General features: G+C 55.3%; 17 protein-coding genes. 11 read left to right on the top strand and 6 right to left on the bottom strand.

Translation table 11 applies throughout. The annotated features are described in order from the left end of the window. The first annotated feature begins 1 nt into the window (after position 1). Genes OSO_RS0103600 through OSO_RS42000 form a run of 9 tightly spaced genes read left to right on the top strand, consistent with a single transcriptional unit; the run spans position 2 to position 7,555 of the window. On the top strand, positions 2-547 hold the full coding sequence (locus OSO_RS0103600) for a DUF3341 domain-containing protein (RefSeq protein WP_050985988.1): 546 nt from the start codon (positions 2-4) through the stop codon (positions 545-547). Continuing rightward, the gene (locus tag OSO_RS42010) at positions 544-1,296 is read left to right on the top strand and encodes a c-type cytochrome (protein ID WP_010582171.1); all 753 of its coding nucleotides are present in this window, start codon (positions 544-546) and stop codon (positions 1,294-1,296) included. Before OSO_RS0103600 ends, OSO_RS42010 begins: the two co-directional genes overlap by 4 nt. Further along, positions 1,293-2,468, top strand: coding sequence for a hypothetical protein (locus OSO_RS42005; protein WP_010582170.1), 1,176 nt, complete (start codon positions 1,293-1,295; stop codon positions 2,466-2,468). The genes OSO_RS42010 and OSO_RS42005 overlap by 4 nt, the downstream gene beginning before the upstream one ends. Before the next feature lies 1 nt (position 2,469). After that, entirely contained in the window at positions 2,470-2,964 is a 495-nt protein-coding gene (locus OSO_RS0103585; protein WP_010582169.1) for a hypothetical protein, read from the top strand. Next, entirely contained in the window at positions 2,961-3,917 is a 957-nt protein-coding gene (locus tag OSO_RS0103580; RefSeq protein ID WP_010582168.1) for an SCO family protein, read from the top strand. Before OSO_RS0103585 ends, OSO_RS0103580 begins: the two co-directional genes overlap by 4 nt. Before the next feature lie 20 nt (positions 3,918-3,937). Next, positions 3,938-4,855, top strand: coding sequence for a cytochrome c oxidase subunit II (gene coxB / locus OSO_RS0103575; protein WP_202799920.1), 918 nt, complete (start codon positions 3,938-3,940; stop codon positions 4,853-4,855). Next, positions 4,852-6,513 (top strand): cytochrome c oxidase subunit I, encoded by a 1,662-nt coding sequence (ctaD, locus tag OSO_RS0103570; protein WP_010582166.1) that lies wholly within the window; start codon positions 4,852-4,854, stop codon positions 6,511-6,513. Before coxB ends, ctaD begins: the two co-directional genes overlap by 4 nt. Then, positions 6,510-7,196 (top strand): cytochrome c oxidase subunit 3, encoded by a 687-nt coding sequence (locus OSO_RS0103565; RefSeq protein WP_010582165.1) that lies wholly within the window; start codon positions 6,510-6,512, stop codon positions 7,194-7,196. Before ctaD ends, OSO_RS0103565 begins: the two co-directional genes overlap by 4 nt. After that, complete coding sequence (locus OSO_RS42000) at positions 7,193-7,555, top strand: cytochrome C oxidase subunit IV family protein (protein ID WP_010582164.1); 363 nt, start codon at positions 7,193-7,195, stop codon at positions 7,553-7,555. Before OSO_RS0103565 ends, OSO_RS42000 begins: the two co-directional genes overlap by 4 nt. Here the strand turns inward: OSO_RS42000 and purL are convergent. The 3 genes from purL to OSO_RS41990 all read right to left on the bottom strand — a co-directional run bounded on the left by purL (position 7,518) and on the right by OSO_RS41990 (position 12,724). Next, positions 7,518-10,445: a phosphoribosylformylglycinamidine synthase subunit PurL gene (purL, locus tag OSO_RS0103555; protein WP_010582163.1), complete on the bottom strand. Its 2,928-nt coding sequence runs from the start codon at positions 10,443-10,445 to the stop codon at positions 7,518-7,520. The two genes, OSO_RS42000 and purL, sit on opposite strands and share 38 nt — an antisense overlap. 129 nt (positions 10,446-10,574) lie before the next feature. Next, positions 10,575-11,486, bottom strand: coding sequence for a prephenate dehydrogenase (locus OSO_RS41995; protein ID WP_010582162.1), 912 nt, complete (start codon positions 11,484-11,486; stop codon positions 10,575-10,577). 245 nt (positions 11,487-11,731) lie between these two features. Further along, entirely contained in the window at positions 11,732-12,724 is a 993-nt protein-coding gene (locus OSO_RS41990; protein WP_157605009.1) for an acyl-CoA desaturase, read from the bottom strand. A 440-nt stretch (positions 12,725-13,164) separates the two neighbouring features. On the opposite strand from OSO_RS41990, the gene OSO_RS0103530 reads away from it, so the two are divergent. Next, entirely contained in the window at positions 13,165-17,604 is a 4,440-nt protein-coding gene (locus OSO_RS0103530) for a beta strand repeat-containing protein (RefSeq protein WP_010582160.1), read from the top strand. Between the two features lie 11 nt (positions 17,605-17,615). On the opposite strand, the gene folP is transcribed toward OSO_RS0103530, so the two are convergent. Next, positions 17,616-18,473 (bottom strand): dihydropteroate synthase, encoded by an 858-nt coding sequence (gene folP, locus OSO_RS0103525; protein WP_010582159.1) that lies wholly within the window; start codon positions 18,471-18,473, stop codon positions 17,616-17,618. A gap of 385 nt (positions 18,474-18,858) precedes the next feature. Between folP and OSO_RS0103520 the strand changes: the two genes are divergently transcribed. Further along, positions 18,859-19,476, top strand: a complete 618-nt coding sequence (locus tag OSO_RS0103520) for a carboxypeptidase-like regulatory domain-containing protein (RefSeq protein WP_010582158.1) — start codon at positions 18,859-18,861, stop codon at positions 19,474-19,476. Positions 19,477-19,595: 119 nt separating this feature from the next. On the opposite strand, the gene OSO_RS0103515 is transcribed toward OSO_RS0103520, so the two are convergent. Both OSO_RS0103515 and OSO_RS0103505 read right to left on the bottom strand, forming a co-directional pair. Next, the gene (locus OSO_RS0103515; RefSeq protein WP_010582157.1) at positions 19,596-20,402 is read right to left on the bottom strand and encodes a hypothetical protein; all 807 of its coding nucleotides are present in this window, start codon (positions 20,400-20,402) and stop codon (positions 19,596-19,598) included. 221 nt (positions 20,403-20,623) lie between these two features. Beyond that, positions 20,624-21,568: a hypothetical protein gene (locus OSO_RS0103505; protein ID WP_010582156.1), complete on the bottom strand. Its 945-nt coding sequence runs from the start codon at positions 21,566-21,568 to the stop codon at positions 20,624-20,626. Positions 21,569-21,589: the final 21 nt, after the last annotated feature.

The following is a 21,589-nucleotide window of genomic DNA, read 5'->3' as shown; positions in this document are numbered from 1 at the left end:
GATGGATGTCATTCCCCCTGCTGAACGATTGTATGGGCTGCTGGCCGAATTCGACGTGGCCGAAGCCGTCGTCGACGCGGCGCATCAGGCGCATGCCGCCGGATACCGTCAGATGAATGCTTACACGCCATTCCCTGTTGAAGGACTTTCCGCGGCGCTCGGCCAGCGGCCAACTCGACTGCCGTGGGTTGTCTTGATCGGCGGCGTGCTTGGCGGGGTCACGGCATACGCCACAATGTCGTACGCGAGCATTGTGAGCTATCCACTGAATGTCGGTGGACGGCCGCTGAATAGCTGGCCGTCGTTTATTCCAATTACGTTCGAATTGACGATTCTCGGCGCGGCGTTTGGCGCGTTCTTTGGAATGCTTGCCTTGAATGGCCTACCACATCCGCATCATCCCTTATTCAACGTTCCTGCCTTCAGTCTTGCGACTCGAGACCGCTTCTTCTTGTGTATCCAGTCGCGTGATCCTCGTTTCGAGCTTGAGCAGACACGGGCCTTCCTGCAAGGAATGTCACTGCACGTCCATGAGGTGCAGCCATGACGCGACGCTGCAACGTTCGCGATTGGTGCTTTCGTGTTGTCGGGGCTTTGAGGTGGCATAGCGGACGACCGATGCTGGCCATTGGTGCCATCACGGTGGCGCTCATCTCCGGGTGCGATCGATTGGATATGTACGATCAGCCGCGCTATGAGCCGTACGAAGCCAGCACCTTCTTCGGCGATGGATTGTCTGCTCGGCCGCCTGTTGTCGGAACGATTCCGCGCGGCGGTCTGCGTGACAATATCGCGTATTATACAGGGCGCGGGGATAGCACCTTTGTCTCCGCGATTCCGGAAGAAGCCTATCGCGAACTTCACAGCCGATTTCCCTTGCGATTCCCTCGATCGTACGACAACACCTCTGTCGAAGATCGACGTCTGGGACTGCTGGAACGCGGGCAAAATCGCTTCAACATTCATTGTGCGGTCTGTCACGGGCGAACGGGAGTGGGTGATGGAATGATCGTCCAGCGCGGGTTTCGCCGGCCACCCTCATACCATGACGAGCGTTTGCGGAATGCGGCGGCAGGTCACTTCTTTGATGTCATGACATCCGGATTTGGGGCCATGTCCAGTTATTCGAGTCGTGTCGATGTCGTCGATCGCTGGGCAATCGTGGCCTACATCCGCGCGCTGCAGTTCAGCCAGTTGGTCGAACTCGAAGAGCTTCCTCTGAAGTTCAAAGAATCATTTGACAACTTGACGTCAGACGATGCCGTTCCGATTCCCAGGCAGGAGGGCGCGCCATGACACGACCACCTCCGCCCGCCAAGGAATTGTCGCGATGGCCGAGTCGGGGGCTTGGTGTCGCCGCCATCGGAGTGATCCTGTGCTTACTCGCAGGCCGTCTGGATCGCGAATCATTTCTGTCCGCGTATTTGGTGGCGTTTTGTTACTGGCTTAGTGTTTCCCTCGGATGCCTGGCGCTCGCCATGATCCATGGAATGACGGGTGGTGGTTGGGGCAACATGGTTCGACGGATCATGGACGCGGGATACGAAACAATTCCGTTGATGGCCTTGCTGTTCTTGCCGATCGGCGCCGCGACCGCTCTGATTTATCCCTGGACCGACATGGACTATGTCGCCATCCACGAAGCACTGGTTCGAAAGTCGGGCTACTTGAATCAAACAGGTTTCTGGGGGCGTGCCGTTGTCTACTTCTTGATCTGGATCGTTCTGGCCGCCGTCATTGCTCAGTTTTCGCGTCCGGCTCCGAAAATAGATGAACTGACTCGGGCGCGCCGCCTACAACGCGTTAGTGGCTTGGGCTTCATGGCGTATGGCTTTTCTTTTTCACTGGCATCGGTGGATTGGATGATGTCGCTCGAGCCGCTGTGGTATTCGACGATGTATCCGCTGATCCAAATTGCTGGCCACGGTGCCGCCGGCTTTTCATTCCTGATCATCGTGTCGTACTGGCTGCAGCAGGCGAATCCGCGATTGTCAGTGGTCACCATGGATCGCCTGAATGACTACGGCAACTTGATGCTCGCATCGGTCATGTTCTGGGCCTATTGCTCATTTTTTCAATTTCTGATTGTTTGGTCGGGCAATTTGCCGGAAGAAACGGTCTGGTATTTAGGGCGGCTGCAACACGGCTGGGGTGCTCTGGCATTGGGGTTGGTGGTATTTCATTTCGTCATTCCATTTTCGCTGCTGCTGTCGAAAGCGATCAAGCGAGATCATGGTCGACTGTGTTTGATCGCGGGACTGCTGCTTTTGATGCACTATGTCGATTTGTATTGGACCATCATGCCCGCGATCGGACCGACAGCTCGAACGGCTTCGCTTATGAATGTTGTCGTATTCCCGTTGCTGACGTTGCTGACCGTGGGGGCGGCGTGGCTGTCGGTTTTTGCCTGGCGTCTATCCAGCGCCGCACCAGACGCCGCGATGATTCTTAGCGAGGGAAGGCTTTGATATGGACAATATCGGTCACACACCACAGGCAAAATCTTCCGCGCCGGACCAACATGAGCGGACGGATATCAAGCTGCGTCCGATTGGGCTCTTTGCGATCGTTCTGACGATGATGATTGCCGGAGTGCTGCTACTTCTAGATCGGGCATTCTGGACGTTTGAAACAGCGCCGGAACGAATTGAATTGCCGCAAAGTCAGATTGCGGCCGATCACGTGCTGCGCGGTCCCGCTCTGCAAGCTCAGCCACGGCGTGATCTAGTATCCTTCCGACGTACCGAAGAACAGCGTTTGTCGAGTTACGGCTGGGTCGATTCCAAGCGAAATCTGGGGCGGATCCCGATCGATGCGGCGATGAAAATCCTGGCCGAACGAGGCTTTCCTGAACCGACTGACTCGCCGAAGTCCGCGGTGGAGCGGCCGAGCGAACTGCGGTCACCTGTCGACAAGCAACCGGATGAGAAACCAACGGATGAACAACAGGAGGTCCCGCGATGACGACTGTTGATCGCCCCACTTTGACCGCATGTGCGATAGTCAGCCTCAGGCTCGTGTTGGCAATGATCATGTCATTGCTGATCGATTCAACAGCGTTCGCGCAACGCTTCACGACGGGAAGCCCGTACCGAACGCCTGCCGGACAAAGTCCCACGGCTGAGTTGCTGCGGGACATTGGAATTGAGCAGCAGCTGGATTCGCAATTGCCGTTGGATGCCGTGTTTCATGATGAAATGGGCCGTCGCGTGCCTCTCGGCGAGTTTTTTGATCACCGTCCTGTGGTGATTGCACTCGTCCAGTACCGCTGCCCGATGCTGTGCTCACAGGTGCTGAATGGCTTTCTGAAGACCAGCCAGGCGGTGCCACTTGAGATTGGCCGCGACTACCAATTCATCGCGATCAGCTTCGATGCCCGAGAATCTAGCGATCTGGCCGCTGAAAAGAAAAAGCAATACTCTCGCGCGTATCGTCGGTCGGGGGCGGCGAACGGAATGCATTTTCTGACCGGGGACCAGGACGCGATTGATCGGATCACGCGCGTTATTGGATTTCGTTACCGTTACGTTGAACGAACGGATCAGTTCGCGCACGCCAGCGGTCTAATGATCGCCACTCCAAAAGGTCGTTTGTCTCGGTACATGTATGGAATTGATTTTGCGCCACAGGATCTTCGCTGGGGACTGGAAGAGAGTGCCATTCAGCGCATCGGATCGCGCGTCGATCAGATCCTGCTGCTTTGCTACCACTACGATCCATTGACCGGAAAATATGGTCTTGCGATTTCCAATCTGCTTCGGATCGCCGGCGGACTGACGATCTTCGGCCTCGGGACCTATCTCGCTTTCATGTTTCGGAACGAGCGACGCCGATCGAAACTGTTTCCAGCAGAGAATCGAGCGATCCTGCCGATGGGAGCGTCTGATTCCACACTCAAAGAACTGTCACAGTCATGATCGATGATGGATTTCGACTGATGCCGGAACAAGCCTCGACGTTGGCACCTCACGTCGACCGGCTCTATTTGTCTTTGATTGGCATGTCGCTCTTTTTTACGTTGCTGATTACCGGATTCATCCTCTATTTCGCAATCAAGTATCGCCGAGGCAATCTTGGTGTCGATCGTTCGAGCCGTACCCATCGCGGGGTCTCGATGGAAGTTTCGGTGATGGCCGTGCTGTTCACGCTGTCGATGGGAATCTTCGCTTGGGGAGCCACGCTCTACCTTTCCAGCTCGCGAATTCCATCGGACGGAATGGACGTCCGCGTCGTGGCAAAACAGTGGATGTGGAAGTTTCAGCATTCGAATGGTCGGCGCGAAATCAATGAACTGCATGTTCCGCTCGGACAACCTGTAAAACTGACAATGATCTCTGAGGACGTCATTCACAGTCTGTATGTCCCCGCGTTTCGGATCAAACGCGATGTGCTTCCCGGAAGCTACGCGAGTTGCTGGTTTGAGGCGACGCGGACGGGCGAATTCCATCTCTTCTGTGCGGAGTACTGCGGCACCAATCATTCTCGCATGGTAGGACGCATCGTGGTGATGGAACCCGCGGAGTATGGGGACTGGCTTGGCGGGACGAGTCCGACCGAATCTCCCGCGGTGGCTGGCGAACGGGTGTTCGAGAATCTTCGCTGTCACACCTGCCACCGATCAAATGGAGTAGCGACGCGAGGCCCACCACTGGCGGGACTGTTCGGGCACGAAGTGAAGTTGGCAGACGGTCGAACGATCGTCGCGGACGACACGTATCTACGTGAATCCATTTTGCGCCCCTCATCGAAGGTTGTGGCCGGCTACCAACCGATCATGCCGACATTCGACGGGCAAGTCGACGAAGAGCAATTGATTCAATTGATCGCTTACATCAAATCGCTGGCGCAACCATGAGTATCATCGAACGATCACCACCGATTCAGCCTGTGCAGCCGCCGCGCGCGCGACGCCACTATCTCAATTCGGGATATAGTGTCGCATCATGGTTGTTGACGGTGGATCACAAGCGAATTGCGCTGTTGTATCTTGTCTCGATCACCTTTTTCTTTGTGATCGGAGGGATTGCCGCGACCGTGGTCCGCCTGGACCTGATGACGCCTCAAGGGGATCTGGTTCGTACGGAAACTTACAACAAGCTGTTTACCGCACACGGCGTGATCATGGTGTTCTTTTTCCTGATCCCCTCCATTCCTGCCGTTCTGGGGAATTTTCTGGTTCCTCTGATGATCGGCGCGCGTGATCTGGCGTTTCCTCGGCTGAATTTGCTGAGTTGGTATATTTACATGCTTGGCGGTGCATTCACTCTGTATGCACTGCTGGCGGGCGGAGTCGATACCGGCTGGACGTTTTATGCTCCTTACAGCAGTACGTACAGCAATACCTATGTGATGGCGACCGCTGTAGGAATTTTCATCACAGGCTTTTCGTCGATTCTGACAGGGCTGAATTTTGTTGTCTCGATCCACAAGATGCGTGCCCCCGGATTGACCTGGTTTCGTCTGCCCTTGTTCATCTGGTCGATCTATGCGACCAGCATCATCATGGTTCTGGGAACACCTGTTTTGGCAATCAGCATTCTGCTGGTGGCGATGGAACGTCTGTTTGGATTTGGGATCTTCGATCCTCGACTGGGCGGCGATCCAATCCTGTTTCAACATCTGTTCTGGTTCTATTCGCATCCGGCGGTCTACATCATGATTTTGCCGAGCATGGGGGTTGTCAGCGAAATCATTCCCTGCTTTTGTCGTCGGCGTCCATTTGGCTACGCATTCATTGGATTTTCGAGCGTCGCCATCGCCGTCTTTGGGTTTCTCGTCTGGGGACACCACCTCTTCGTCAGTGGACAATCGGTGTATGCAGGATTGGTCTTTTCGATGCTCAGTTATCTTGTCGCGATTCCTTCCGCGATCAAAGTATTCAACTGGACCGCTTCAATGCATAAAGGCTCGATCAGTTTCGAGACTCCGATGCTGTACGCACTTGGTTTTATTGGTCTGTTTACGATGGGGGGATTGACCGGCCTGTTTGTTGCGGCACTGGCGGTTGATGTCCATGTGCATGATACCTATTTCGTCGTCGCCCATTTCCATTACATCATGGTGGGTGGCGCGGTGATGGGGTATCTCGGCGGAATCCATTTCTGGTGGCCCAAGATGACGGGGCGGATGTATCCCGAGAACTGGGCGCGATTGTCTGCGATTCTCATTTTCTTCGGTTTCAACCTGACATTCTTTCCGCAGTACATTCTCGGATATCTTGGAATGCCGCGGCGCTATCATGTGTACCCGCCTGAGTTTCAGGTCCTCAATGTGATGTCATCTGCGGGCGCGTCCATCCTGGCTGTGGGCTATTTCTTCCCGCTCACCTATTTGCTTTGGTCGCTCTGGTACGGCAAGCCGACAACTTCAAATCCGTGGAATGCAACGGGGCTTGAATGGCAAACTCCTTCGCCGCCGCCGACCGAGAATTTCACGGAAACACCCATCGTTGTGGACGAGGCGTACGATTACGAGCGTTTTGATCAACAGGTCGGGACGGGAGGTGCTCGATGAGTATCCTGCGATCCGCATCTGATGCACCTGCTCTAGGCCAACATGCTATCGCACATCAGTTTGATGATCTGTCCCAGCAGAACGAAGCGTCTGATTTTGGAATGTGGATCTTCCTGGCGACCGAAGCGATGTTCTTTGGCGGACTCTTTCTGACGTACACGATTTACCGCGTTCACGACGAGACCGCGTTTGCTAGTGCCAGTCGCCATCTCGATCTGGTCTGGGGGACGATCAATACCGTCGTCTTGCTGACGAGCAGTTTGACCGTGGTCCTTGCGATCCATGCCGCCGAGACACAACATCGGCATTACGCACTGTTCTGGTTGTCGGCCACGATTGCTCTGGGACTCGGATTCCTCGGGATTAAATCATTTGAGTACTACGAAAAATATCAACTCGGGCTTATGCCGGTCTCCGGGTTGCCGTTCCGGTGGAAGGGGCCTGATTCGGCACAGGCGGAGATGTTTTTTGATTTGTACTACATCATGACCGGGGTGCATGCTATTCACATGGTGATTGGGCTGATTCTTTTTCTGATCCTGCTCGTGCAGGTCGCGAGGGGGCGACTGCTGGGCGAGTTTTCAGCGCCACTTCGCATTACGGGGCTCTACTGGCATTTCGTTGATGTCGTCTGGGTCTTCCTCTTTCCGTTCCTCTACTTGATTGGAACAAGATCACAATGATGTCCGCTGCTAACCCCGTGAAGACGTATGTTGCTGTGTACGCCGCCCTGCTGGTGCTGCTCGCGATCAGCGTTTGTGCGGCTGAGTTCGATTTGGGGCGGGGCAATTTCGTTGTCAGTCTTGCAATTGCGTCCGCCAAAGCCCTGCTGATCGTGCTGTTCTTTATGCACGTTCGGGGTGGCGCAGTCTTGGTCAAACTCGTTCTGATTGCCTCCCTGTTCTGGCTTGCCATCATGTTCACACTGTCGGCGACTGACTATGGGACGCGACATTGGGGACATGAACGGCAGCACCAGAATGAACAGGCTCGCCCAGACGCGATCAATCCCAAGCCAATGGACGACTCCAAGCCGCTTTGAGCTCGGAACAGGCCGAACCGAGAACGGGTTGCCCGTTCAGGGTCGCGTGAACTCGATTCGAATGTGTCACCACCCCAACCTTTGCCAGCGGTAGTCCTTCAAAGGCGGCTTCGAAGTTCGGCACTGAAGCGGGTTCGACTTCGACGAGGAATCGGGTGGGACTTTCTGAGAACAAGACGAGGGCTGGATCTGACAATCCGGCGAGTTTCGCACATTCGGTTAGATCGAGATCGACTCCCAATCCCCCCGCGAACGCCATCTCCGCGGCGGACGTTGCCAGGCCACCTTCACTCAAATCGTGTGTGCTTCGCACCAGGCCGGTGGAAATCACTTCGTGCATTGCATGGAAGATCCGGGGAGCCAATTGGAGATCCACTCGTGGTACTCGGCCACCCTTGAGTTGGTTTACCAACGCATAGTGGCTTCCACCCATTTCATCCCGAGTCTCGCCGACAAGATACAAATGGTTGCCAGCCTGCTTCAGGTCCATGGTCACGCAGTGCCTGACGTCGGCAACTTGCCCGATGGCGCTGATCAGGAGTGACGACGGAATGGTCACCGTCCGTTTTTCTCCGGACGTGGAGTCAACGTAGGAAAACTCATTGTTCAGGCTGTCCTTGCCGCTGATGAACGGCGTGCCGAAGGCGATTGCAACATCACGACATCCCAAGGCGGCGCGTACGAGCGATCCCAGAGTTTCTGGTCGCTCGGTGTTTCCCCAGCAGAAGTTATCGAGGATCGCAATTCGGCGCGGATCGGCTCCAACCGCGACACAGTTTCTCACGGCTTCGTCAATTGCCGCGGCGGCCATCCAGTATGGGTCGAAGTCGCCGTAGTAAGGATTCATTCCGTTCGAAACGACGACACCTCGGTTTGAGGTGAGATCCGGTCGAACGACAGCCGCATCGGAAGGGCCGTCGCAAGCAAGGCCGACCAGCGGCTTGATGACCGATCCCGACTGCACTTCGTGATCGTACTGCCGGATGATCCATTCTTTGCTGCAAACATTCAGCGAACCGAGAATCTGCCGCAACACTGAATCATAGTTGACTTGGCCTGTTGTTGGCGATTGACCCATGAGTGGTGCATCGGCGACGGGAGTGTAAACCGCTTCCCGGACCACTTGAGGCCGTCCTTCGTGCAGGAAACTCATCGCCACATCACCGACGGTTTCGCCCTCATACGTCAGTTTCAGGCGCCCTTCGTTGCCGAATTGTCCGATGACAGACGCTTCAACGCCTTCGGCCGCGCACAGGAAATGGAATTGTTCCCAATTGTCGGGAGGGACGGCAAGCACCATTCGCTCTTGGGCCTCGCTGATCCAGATTTCGGTATACGACAGGCCAGCATACTTGAGCGGACATTTCTCCAGCCAGACGACGGCACCGATCTCTTCGCCCATTTCACCCACAGCGGAACTGAATCCACCTGCGCCGCAGTCGGTGATGGCGTGATAGAGTCCCAAATCGCGGGCTTGAAGGACCACATCGGCGACCATCTTTTCAACGACGGCATTTCCAATCTGCACGGCACCGCCCGAGACGGTTTCACTTTCTTCGGTCAATTCCGCGGATGAGAACGTCGCGCCGTGAATCCCGTCGCGACCGGTTCGACCGCCGACAGCCACAATCAAGTCTCCGACCTCGACTTGTTTTTCCACTTTGTCGACGGGGATCATCGCGGCAGTGCCACAGTAGACCAGGGGATTTCCGAGATAGCGTTCATCGAAGAACACCGCGCCGTTGACGGTGGGAATTCCCATCCGATTTCCATAATCGCGGACACCCGAAACAACGCCTTTCATGACAAGTTTTGGATGCAATACGCCTGGGGGCAGCGATTCCACAGGTGTTTCGGGCGAAGCGAAACAGAAGACGTCGGTGTTGAGAATGGGCCGCGCACCCAGACCTGTTCCGAGCGGATCGCGAATGACTCCGCCGATCCCTGTATTCGCACCGCCGTATGGCTCAATCGCCGAGGGGTGGTTGTGAGTTTCGACTTTAAAGCAGACGTGCTGCTTTTCGTCAAACGTGACGACCCCCGCGTTGTCCTTGAACACGCTGACACACCAGTCGTCTGCGCCGAGTTGACGTCGGATTTCGACGGTGGCACCAAATACGGTTTCTTTCAGCAGGTTTTCGAAGAGCCGTTCGCCGCGCTCGTCGCGATAGCGGATTCGTCCTTTAAGCGTCTTGTGCGAGCAGTGTTCGCTCCAGGTTTGTGCGACCGTTTCCAGCTCGATATCGGACGGATCATGTTGATTCTCAACCCAGTGTTGTTGAATCGTGCGCATTTCCGCCAGGCTAAGGTAAAGTTGCCCATGCTTGCTAAGCGACATCAGTTCGTCGTCGTTCATTGAGCGAATGGCAACTGTTCGTCGTTCGAATTTGTATTCCGAACCGGCTCCGATTCCTTCCATTGCCAGTGGACCAACGACGACGCGTTCGATGGCGTCGTTGGCAAGCACGCGTTTGGAGAGTCGTTCCAACTCGACTGGCGAGGCACTTGCTTCGAACCAGTAGCGGCGCACTGTGGCGACCGCCTCAATCGAAAACTTTAGATCGAGTAGCGCCTTCTTCGTGCTGAACGCGACATTGTCTGTCACGCCCGGCTTGAACAACACATTCAGTTGTGGTCCTTCGGTGGACGGACGCGCCGACTTGGAGATTTGCGTAACCGAAAAGGTCTCGGCGACGGGATCGACCAGCAACGTCGCGGCCGCACGGCGGACATCGGCGTCGGTCAAACTGGGCCCCTGCAACAGGAATGACCGTGCGCTGCGCACATTACGAATCGTTGCCGCTCCCAACGCGCGGGCTTCTTGTGCAATCCGCAATCCTTCGCGGTCGATTTCGTTGGCAGTCGGACAGATTTCAACTTCCCAGAGCATTCCGAATCAATTCCTTACCGTGAAAACTATCCTGACGTCGTTCGCCGTTCGCGATGCCAACGATGTTATACCGCATTTCGAAGTCGATGAACCCATTCCGCCGTTGGTTCCTGCCTCGAATACCGACTTCTAGTCAATTCCCCGCTGGATTCGATCGAGCATCGCCCGGGAGAATTGCCCCTCCAACAAGAGCTTTTGAACTGCCACAGGTTCATGCGATTCAAGTGCGGCTCGATACGCGGAAAGCTGCTGGATGATACGATCGATCCCCTGAACAACGAATTCCGAATTCTGCATCAGGATTCCCGTCCACAGTTTTGGATCGCCCTCGGCGACGCGAGTCGTATCGCGGAATCCGCTGCCCGTCAGCCGGCGATTCTCTTCCGAAAGCGTGGCTGCAAGGGCCGCCGCGACGACATGAGGCAGATGACTGGTCATTGCCAAGGAGTCATCATGTGCCGCAGGAGACATTCGAACTGTCGTCATCCCGACCGCGCGCCAAAATCGTTCAAGTCGATCAATCGACGATTCATTCGAAGTTGGTATGGGAGTAATGACGCAGGTTCGCCCCTCGAATAGGTTTGCGTCTGCCGCTTCAAACCCCTGTCGATGCGATCCAGCGATGGGGTGAGACCCAATAAATCTGGAGACACTCGCCAGTTCATTGCAAATCGGACCTTTGACGCTCCCCACGTCCGTCATTAAGGGAAGGCCAGGTCCGTTGGCAATCAAGTCTCCGTTCTGTGTGGAAGCCAACTGAAGGACGTCAATGGGGACGCGATCAACGGGGGTACAGAAGACGATTAGATCAGCGCGATCGACGACGGTCCGAATGTCTGTCGTCGCTTCGTCAATCAATCCGGCTTCACGTGCGGCCCCGATTCGCGCGATGTCGCGTCCGACACCGATAACGGTGCGGGCGACGGAACGTGCTTTCAAAGCTGCCGCGAGCGATCCGCCGATCAAGCCAACTCCGACAATCACGACGGTGGGCTCGAACGGTCTGGTCGGCGGCGGTGGTGTAAACGGGGGCTCGGACATTTCCGCAAGATTGTAACGCCGTTTCAGCCCAAACTGAATTCAGGCCGCGAGGAGATTTTTGAAGCAGATCATTCAGCCGACCTACCAAAGCCCAAGCAAGGGTGTCCAGAATGATCGGAATGGGCCGATACGACGCTGCGAACTGCGTGGTTGCTCGATCTGTTCAGGTTTCAAAGAACGAAAACGGGCGACATCCAGCTTGGATGCCGCCCGTTGTGTCATGTGAGACTTCAAATCCGTGTGGATCAGGCTTCCGCCTTGGCTGGCTCCCGCGTTGTCGGAATACGATCATCGACATCGTAGGCCAATCCAAACAACCTAAGGGTCTTGATCGCCCACCAAGTGGGGTCAAGTTCCCACCACCGATGGCCGGCAGGGGCCACATGGGGGTGTGCGTGGTGGTTGTTGTGCCAACCTTCGCCGTAAGCCCAGATCGCAACCCACCACAGATTGCGACTTTCGTCGCGTGCGTCGTAGTTCCGATAGCCCCACAGGTGCGTCGCCGAATTCACAAACCAAGTGCCGTGATAGACCAGAACCATTCGCATGCACATGCCCCACAGAAGCATCGACATGCCGCCAATACCTGTCATGGCACCGATGACATAAAGTGCAACACCCGAGGCGACCAGCCACAAAAAGTAGGTCTTTTCGAAGAATTGCAGCATCGGATCAACGATCAGATCCGGTGTATATTTTCTGAACAACGCCTGCCGTTCTTCTTCCTTCCGGCGAATAAACAACCAGGATAGGTGCGACCAGACGGCTGTAATGAGTGGCGAATGCGGATCGCCTTCTTGGTCTGACCGTTGATGATGCAATCGATGTGTCGCAGCCCAGACGATGGGAGACCCTTCACCAGAAAGGACCCCTGCGAAAATGGCCATCAGGCGGGCAGGGCTTTGAAGCTTAAACGACTTGTGCGAGAGAAAACGGTGGTAACCCAGGCAAATTCCGATGCTGGCGGTAAACCAATGCAGAACAAAGCAGGTGGCTAGGGCTTGCCATGTGAAAAAGAAGGGGGCTGCCAGCGCGCCGATGTGCATGGCCGACATCCAAGCCACAACAACCCAGTCAATATTGTCCCAGCGAAGTCGGTTTGGCAACCAAGGTTCCCAAACGGGTGCGGGGCGGTCAGGCGAAGCCTGTGTCGAAGGACCCGCATTCGCCACTTCAACGGGCGCACGGTGCTTCTTATGTTTGTCCTGCGTTGATCGCTTCGGGGAGATGGTTGACATCGTGATCTCCGATAAATTCGGTGTTTCCAGGTTTTCTTCCACCCCATGCGAATCCGTTCGCTTGGTTATCGAGCTGAGGTCTTCAACAAAATCCCGTGAACTCGATTGTCTACCGGCACTATAGGAAAAGATCGGAAATCGAGTGTCAGGCTTCCGTCATGTCTCTGTCAAAGTTGTGTCAAATTGAGAACGCGACGTGCTAAGTCGTGTCGTGACAGGCTTGTTCGGCATGTTGAGCTGTATGGGCTTTGCGGGTTTTTCGGTTCGGACCTCAATTCCCTCCCAAAACTACGCGGTGACGCAAATCACCCATATTCACGACTTTGGCCTCAGGTATACTGAACCTAGACATCCTGACATGAACATCCTGCACGATTTGTACTCCCACAGAAATTCTCGTCGGGACTCGCGATCGAGTCGAAATTCTAAGGTCGGGAGTCATGACTGAACTGCAAATTGAGGACATTATCCAAATGGGTATTCTTGGCCTGTTTCGCGAATGGCAGAAATCCGGATTGACCAGCGTTCGTCCCCGCAGTCGAAAAAGCGTCATTCGAACCGAAGTTCTGGAATTTCGCCGTATGTTGTCCCCGATGCTGACGGGCACGACGCTGCAGGTCGACGGAACAGGTGCGGCGGACGTCATTTCCGTTCTACAGGACTCCAATGGCGTCAAGGTGACCATCAACAACGTCGAGACCAGCTATGGGTCGTCGACGCAGATTGACGCGATCAACATCAGCAGCCTGGGTGGCGACGATCAAATCACGATCGCCAGTATCTTCTCGACAACCCAGGTTTCGGTTGACGGTGGCACGGGGAACAACACCCTGATTTCTGACGTCCAGGCGAATACCTGGTCGATCACCGGGCCCAATTCGGGAACACTCACGCGTGACAACGTCGCGAACGTCAGCTTTTCGAATATTCAAAACCTGACCGGGGGTAGCTTTGACGACAACTTCAACTTCTACGCGAGTGGATATGTTGAAGGAATCATTGATGGCGGCAACGGGATCAATACGCTGGATTACTCCAACCTCAATTCGGGAGCGACCGTCAATCTCGCGAACAGTACCGCGACCAATATTGGCGGCGGATTTGTGAATATTTCAATCACAGATTTCCACGGAAGTCAGGATTTCACGGACACGCTGATCGGCCTCAATTCGTCGAACACCTGGAATATCGATGGCGTGAACTCGGGCAATATCAACAACCAGTTCTACTTCACCGGCGTGGAAAACCTGGTGGGTGGATCTGGCGATGACAGTTTCGTCTTCAGCGACGGTGGCGTGGTCCAGGGCAATATCACGGGTGGATTGGGAGCGAATACCCTTGATTATTCGAATCGTACGGACGCGATTCAAATCAACCGGCTCTTGAATTCTTCGACGGCCATTGGCGGATCGTTCGATCAGATCAATCAGGTGATTGGCGGCAGCAATTCGTCCAACACCTTCATTGGCGATGATTACAGTAATACCTGGAATCTGAACGATCCAAGCGGCAACGCCGGGACGGTTGTCAGCACGTTGACGACGATACAGTTCCAAGGATTCCAGAATTTGTACGGTGGCGCAAGCACGGACATCTTCAAATTCAGTGACGGTGCGTTTGTCTCGGGGGTGATTAGCGGCGGTGCGGGAACGAACACGATCGACTATTCGGCTCGTACCGATACGGTTGACGTGAATCTTCAAACTCAGACGGCAACTGGTGTCGGAGCATCCTTCACGGGCTTTCAGACGTTCATCGGGAACCTGGGGGCGTCTTCGTCGATCACCGGCGCCAATGTCGCGAACACCTGGGACATCACCAAGGGAAATGAAGGAACCGTCGGTGCGGTCGGATTCAAAGGCTTCATGAATGTCCGCGGTGGTACGGGCAACGATACGTATGTTATCGGTGCAACCGGATTTCTGAGCGGAACGGTGACCGATACGACGGGGACCAACACCCTGAATTATTCGTTGCGCGAAATGGGAATCGTCGCCAACCTGCAGACGAAAAAGATTACAGCGGTTGGCGGTGGATTCACGGGAATCAATGTGATCGTCGGTAGTGTTCTGGGAACCGATCAGTTGACCGGCGCCGATCTTGACAATGTTTGGACCATCAGTGGTTCAGACGCAGGCAATGTCACGAACTCGGCAGGAACGGTCAGCTTCATCGGGATCGAGAATTTGGTCGGTGGCACGCAGGCCGACGTCTTCAAATTGGGCAATGCATCAGCGGTGACTGGGGTCGTTAAGGGCGGTGGCGGAACCAACACCCTCGACTATGGGACACGTACAACCGGCGTCGTCATCGACCGTCAGGCCAGCTCGGCGACGGCGATTGGTGGGGGCTTCGTCGCGATCCAGCAGGTCATCGGCAGCAGTTCAGCTGCTGATTATCTATTTGGTTCGAACATCAACAATCTCTGGACGATCAACGGACCGAATGCTGGCAACATTAATGGCTCATTCTTCTACAGCGGGATCGAGAATCTCGTTGGTGGGACATTAGACGACAAATTCACAATTATGGCACCGGGGGTTGGCGTGCCTGGGGCGTTCCAATCTGGAACGATCGATGGTCAAGGCGGGAATAACACTCTTGACTATTCGCAGCGTGGAGTTGGAGTCCTTGTGAACCTGCAAACGTCGCTGGCAACCGCAGTCGGTGGTGGGATTGCGTCGATCCAGAACTTGGTTGGCAGTTCCACGCCGGATGATTTGTTGATTGGAAAGAACACGGCCAGCACCTGGAATATCACGAGTGGCGATTCCGGGAAGGTCAATGGACTGAACTTTACTGGATTCGAAACGCTGACGGGCGGAACATCGACCGACAATTTCGTATTTGGTGCGGTGGGATTTGTGCGCGGTTCAGTCAACGGTGGTGCAGGCGTGAACACGCTTGACTATTCAAATCGCACGTCGGGTGTCGTCACGAACCTGCAGACGAATTCGTCCACGGCAATTGGGAAGGCATTCAGTGGTGTCAGCGTCTTGATTGGGGCCACTGCCGCGTCGAAGGACAACGTCCTGACCGGGAATGATTACAACAACAACTGGAATATCACGGGTGCCAACACGGGGACTGTGACGAATCCGTACACGACGACAACGTTCACGAACTACGGAACCTTGAATGGTGGTGCGCTGAATGACAACTTCAAGTTCCAAAACGCCGGCTCAATCCAAGGTTCGCTGACAGGACGCAGTGGCGTCAACGTGATCGACTATTCCGCGCGAACCGATCAAGTCTCCTTGAATCTGCAGGCGAACACCGCGTCGGCCGTTGGGGGAGTCGCTTCGTCGATTCAGGGACTCGTTGGGACGGCGTCTTTCAACACGACCCTGGTCGGATCGAATATGACGAACACTTGGTCCGTCACGGGAAAGAACACCGGAACGCTCAACAGCAATTTCTCCTTCACGAACGTCGGCAATTTGGTCGGCGGCACGGGTGTGGACATCTTCAGTCTGGCTTCGGCTGGCTCCATCACCGGCCAGGTGAAGGGCGGTCCATCGCTGAATGGAGACTGGATTGACTATTCGTCGCGAGCCACCGCTGTGAATGCGAATCTGACAACGGGAGTCGTGGATGGCATTAATACGATTGTGAATATTCAGAACGTTCACGGCGGAAGCGGTGCCAATACTCTCGTTGGCGGATCCGCAGGTAGTGTGCTTGTGGGGGGGGATGCGGCCGACACGCTGACAGCGGGCATCGGGCGGAGTTTGCTGATTGGCGGTCGTGGTTCCGATGTACTTCATGGTGGTGCGGCCCAGGACATCGTAATTTCCAGCAATACCGATTTCGATTCGAACTTGCTGGCTCTGAACTCGATCCTGGCCGAATGGCAGTCTTCCAGCTCCATTGCAACGCGTGTTACCAATCTTCGTAACGGAGGTGGATTGAATGGCTCAATTCGATTGATCGCCGATGTGACGGTGCACAACGACGTGGTTCCGGATGCGATTTACGGAGGGGCAGGCCCGAACTGGCTCTGGGGCCAACCTGCCGAATTCAAGGATCGAACGGCAAGTGACTACACTGATGTCCCGATCAACAACGCTCCTGTACTGTCCGGCGGAACCGATGTCGTCTTTACGATTAACCGGGGGGCGATCGCCGTCGATCCAAGCATTGTGGTGACGGATCTCGACAATCTCACTTTGAAGTCGGCCACAGTGAAAATCACGAAGAACTACGTTGCGAGCGAAGACACACTCAACTTCTCGGCATCCATTGACACAGGCAACATTACCGGAAGTTTCAATGCGACGACAGGTGTGCTGACGTTGATCTCGGCAGATGGGACTGCGACAGTTGGGCAGTTCCAGGCGGCGCTTCGCAGTGTCACCTACTCGAATGTGAAGGCCTCACCGTCGACATTGGCACGCTCGATCGAGACGCAGGCCTACGACGGGATCGCCTACAGCATAACGATGATCAATAGCATCACCTTTAATCACGCCCCGACGTTGTCTGGAACGAGTACGCTCACCTACACAACGAATCAGGGGGCTGCGGTGATCAATTCGGTGATCACGGTCAACGACATTGACACCCCGAATCGCCTGGCCTTCGCGACGGTACGGTTGACGACGAACTTTATCGTCGCTCAAGATGGCCTGAGCTTCGTTTCGAACCCCGCAACCACCGGAGATATCGTTGGCAGTTACAATGCCACGACCGGTGTTTTGACGCTGACCTCCGCTGGCAGCTTGCCTGCGACCGTTGCTCAGTATCAAGCCGCATTGCGTCAGGTGTTCTACACGAACTCCAGTAAAGCACCTTTCAAACAGCCACGTGCAGTGGTCTTCCAAGTTTCTGACGGCAACGCATTGAGCGATCCGCTGACCAGCGCGATCCAGTTCAATTGATGTGATTGCCTTTACGGCGTGGTGGCGATGGCGCCCCACGCCGTGATGGCGTCTCGATTTCCGGCGATGTCATGGACGCGCAGGATGTCGACATGCTGCTGTGCGAGCGCGATGGAAACACCAACGGTCCCATACGCTCGCTCGTCCAGCTTCTCTCCCAGGATCTTTTGCAGAAATCGTTTGCGTGAGTGGCCAATGAGAATGGGCCGGTTGAGTTCGTGCAGTCGCTCGATGCTCGAGAGAATCTCGAGATTGTGCTGAGCGGTCTTGCCGAAGCCGATTCCGGGGTCGAGCACCACTCTTTCACGCGGGATGCCCACGCGTTCCAGGGTCTCAAGCCGTTCTTCAAAAAAGGTCATCAATTCATCGACCACATTGGTGTACGTCGGATTCTGCTGCATCGTTTGAGGCGTTCCTTGCATGTGCATGCAGATCACCCCGCAGGGAGATTTTGCACAAACGTTGGCCATATCAGTGTCTGCACGAAGCCCCGATATGTCATTTACGATTCGTGCACCACTGTCGAGAGCTTGCTGCGCCACTTCTGGTTTGTAGGTGTCAATTGAAATTGGTACCTGTGTCTGCGCTGCCAGTCGTCGGATGACTGGAATCACACGGCGGAGCTCCTCGTCGAGCGGAACTGGGACGGCACCAGGACGAGTCGATTCACCACCGATATCGAGAATGTCCGCACCTTCGTCAACGAGCCGCAACCCCTGCGCAACGGCTTGCTCCGGATCGAAAAATTGTCCCCCGTCAGAGAAACTGTCGGGGGTGATATTCACGATCCCCATCATCAATGGGCGATTTCCCGGCCGGTATTCATAATTGCCAAAGGTCCAGTGGAGTTCGCGATTCGCGAGAGGCATCAGGGATAAGCCTTTGTCAAGTTCTTTGATTTAGTTGTTCTGTGCAAAACACCCAGGCTTCCGAAAGCTTCGGGCCACTGATCGATTGACGTCTGGTTTCAGGGGGGAGGTTTCAGTTTTACCAAAGTTTCCTATTCGGCAAACTTTTCCATATTTGATTGGAAACCCGATTTTTTTGCATGTTCCTCGCACAATAGTTCCATCGATTCTAAGAAAAGTACCGGTTTTGATGAATCGATGGATTGTGAGGGCCGATAAATAGAACTGCGGGGGAGGAATCGCCTGGAGGCCAAACAGGTACCCTTTCTGAATTGTTTCGTACAAAATTGCTCGGACCCATGGACGGCTGATTCGAGCACCGGAAAAGATGTCACAAGGAGGAATTATGCCTGTTCTGAAGCTGGTTCGCGGCGCTGCGGTTGTGCTTGCCGCTGTAGGAATCGTGATGCCGATGCCATCGGCCCAAGCAGCAGATTCCCGTCCAATTAGCAGCCGAGCCGCGTCAGCGTCGGTCGCCGACGTGAAACTTGCCAGCGACGCCGCCCTGAAGGGACGGATTGTTAACCACACGGGTTCCGTCGTAAAGCATGCTCAGGTGGTGGTCCGCCAAGGCAACAAAGAAGTGGCTTCAGGCGTCGCCAACGAGGCTGGTGTGTTCTCGATCAAGGGACTGAAACCCGGATCGTATCAGATCAGTTCAGGAACGACCGAAGGAACATTCCGCGTCTGGCGCGAACAAGCCGCTCCACCGTCCGCTCACAAGAACGCCTTGCTGGTTCTTGGCGAGAACGGCGTTCGTGGTCAGTTTGGTGGCTATGACGCGATCGAACCGGACATGGGTGGACTACCCGGCTTTGATCCCACGATTGCTCTACTGAGTGCCGGTGTAATTGCCGGTGTTGTCGTCAGCAGTATCTCGCTGGCGGAAATCAACAGCACGAAGAGCAAGGTCAACGACATACAAGGACAGCTCAATCAGATTCAGGCGTTGATTTCGCCCTGACCTGTCTGACAGGATCGCCTCGATCCTTTGCTGATCGACATTGAAATTTCCGATTCCGCCGGGCGTTCTTGAGATGCCCGGCTGGTGTCGTTTGGTGAGCCTCCCAATGACAATTGGTTTCACGATTTGACATTGGCGATCGCGCAGACTCGCCGGTCATACGAGAAGTCTCGCGACAATAAATTGAGCGGCACGTGCTTCCAGGTCCATTCGTCGCCCTCACCGTTTAACTTGATACCGTCCAGTTTGACACCGTGCAGAATGTCGATTCGCTCGGTGATCAGCCCTTGTTTGTCGAGCACGAGCTTCTCGACATCTGTGATCAGTGTCACGATACCGGGGAGGCGCTGCAGGTACCCAAGATGGGCACTCAGGACGTCGTGTGAATAGGCTTCGATTTCCGCCTCGGTGCGGACGCCCTGTTCCAGGAAGACTCCCGGCAAGTAGGCAAGCTGAGACAGGAGATTCACCGAGGCGACGTAGTCGATTTCGGGATCGTCGCAGAACCGGGTTGGAGCTGCCCGGGGCAGCGGAGTCTCTCGTCGACGCGCGACGCGAACCAGTTCTTCCGCCGTCTCGGTTACATCGGCTCGGATCAGTCGAACATTGCGATACCAGGCCGCCGCGGCATACGCCGCCAGGGGGTGCACGGTATCGACCAGAATCACCTCACGAAACTGCTGAGACAATTCTCGCAATGGGATGTCGAGCAGCCGGCCCGACCCGAGAATCAGGCACTTGCGACGTTGAGTGCATTCTTGAATTGCAGACAAGATTGCCATCTTCGTCAGTTCCAGATGTGTCCGCCATGCCCTGCGGCATTGCCGATGACGGACTTTGATTCCCAACTGGCCGCGAAGATAACCTACGCGCCGGAACGACAGCGAACAGGGCGTCAGAATATTCTCAACCAGTTCCAGAATCATGATCGCATCCAGGCGGATCTTTCGAACGACGCCCAGAACATAGCAGAGGGCAACCGGGCCGTGGAGACGAGAATGGTGGCGTGAATTGCGGAGAATCTGTGAACGGTCGTGGCAAACTCTTGACGGTCAATGGAAGGTGCGGGGGCCGCCCTCGATCGGAATCAAGAACTCCATGGCATCCTGAGTATCAAGGTGCCTGTTTCGCAGATTTCCACGGGCTTCTAACGGTTCCTCCACAAGTGGTCGTCGAGAATCCCGAGCCGCTGCTGGACTTCGGCGATCTCATCACGAAAACGGCGCGCATCCAACGGATACCCTTGAGTTGGCCTTAGATCGTCAATGTGTCGGGCCCAGAAGCGATTGAACTGGGTCATGGCAAGCTCGCGAACATACTTGGCCGTCATCGATGCGAGGGCGACGGGCGCGTGGACTTCGGCCCGCGGCTGGAACCGAAGAACCGTTTTTCCGACACGGTATTCGCTACGTTCCGCTGATTCTTCCAAGCGAAAAATCATCTCACCGTCCAGTACTTCCGCCAGCAATTGGTCATAGCGATTGCGGCCGCCGTGCTTGTCACCCACGATAAACGTTTCCGTTTCGTCGGGGTCCCAGACGGATCGAAGTAGTTCGAAGGCGATACGCGAGACGACGAGCGATTTGTTGTCGTATTCGCGCAACAGTCGATTGAAACGCGGCGCTTCGACAAGGGCGACCTTGACTGCTACCAATCGAACATCCCGATCGTGACAGCATCTCTGCCAATGTTCGACCATCGAAAAATCGTGATCGGCTGTCGGAAGTTCAAAATCGTGGTCGCGGTACCAAGATTCGGCCTCGTCGGACTCTGCCTTCAACGCATTGGCTGTGACCAGCAGCTCGTGCAGCTCGCGAAACGTCCGCGGGGTATGTCCAAGGAGTCTGAGCGCCGCCAGAACGGGCCGCTCGAGTCCATGGAGTCCTTTATGCGGCTGAAAGACTTGTTTCGAATCTGCGATATGCAATCGCGCGTCGTTTGTCCCTGGCTCGTTGGTGAAGACCTCCGAGAATGCGTCCCAAAGATCAAACGTTCGCGGCGTCGTCGGCACGTCCCAGACGGTGACTGCCACGACGAACGGGCCCAAATTGGGACCCAATCCAGCTTCATCCATCCCGATCAGTTTTGGCATTGGCTCTTCCGTGCCTGATTC

Source organism: Schlesneria paludicola DSM 18645 (genome assembly GCF_000255655.1).
In the GTDB taxonomy this organism is placed as follows: Bacteria; Planctomycetota; Planctomycetia; order Planctomycetales; family Planctomycetaceae; genus Schlesneria; species Schlesneria paludicola.
This window is presented reverse-complemented; position numbering and strand designations above follow the sequence as displayed.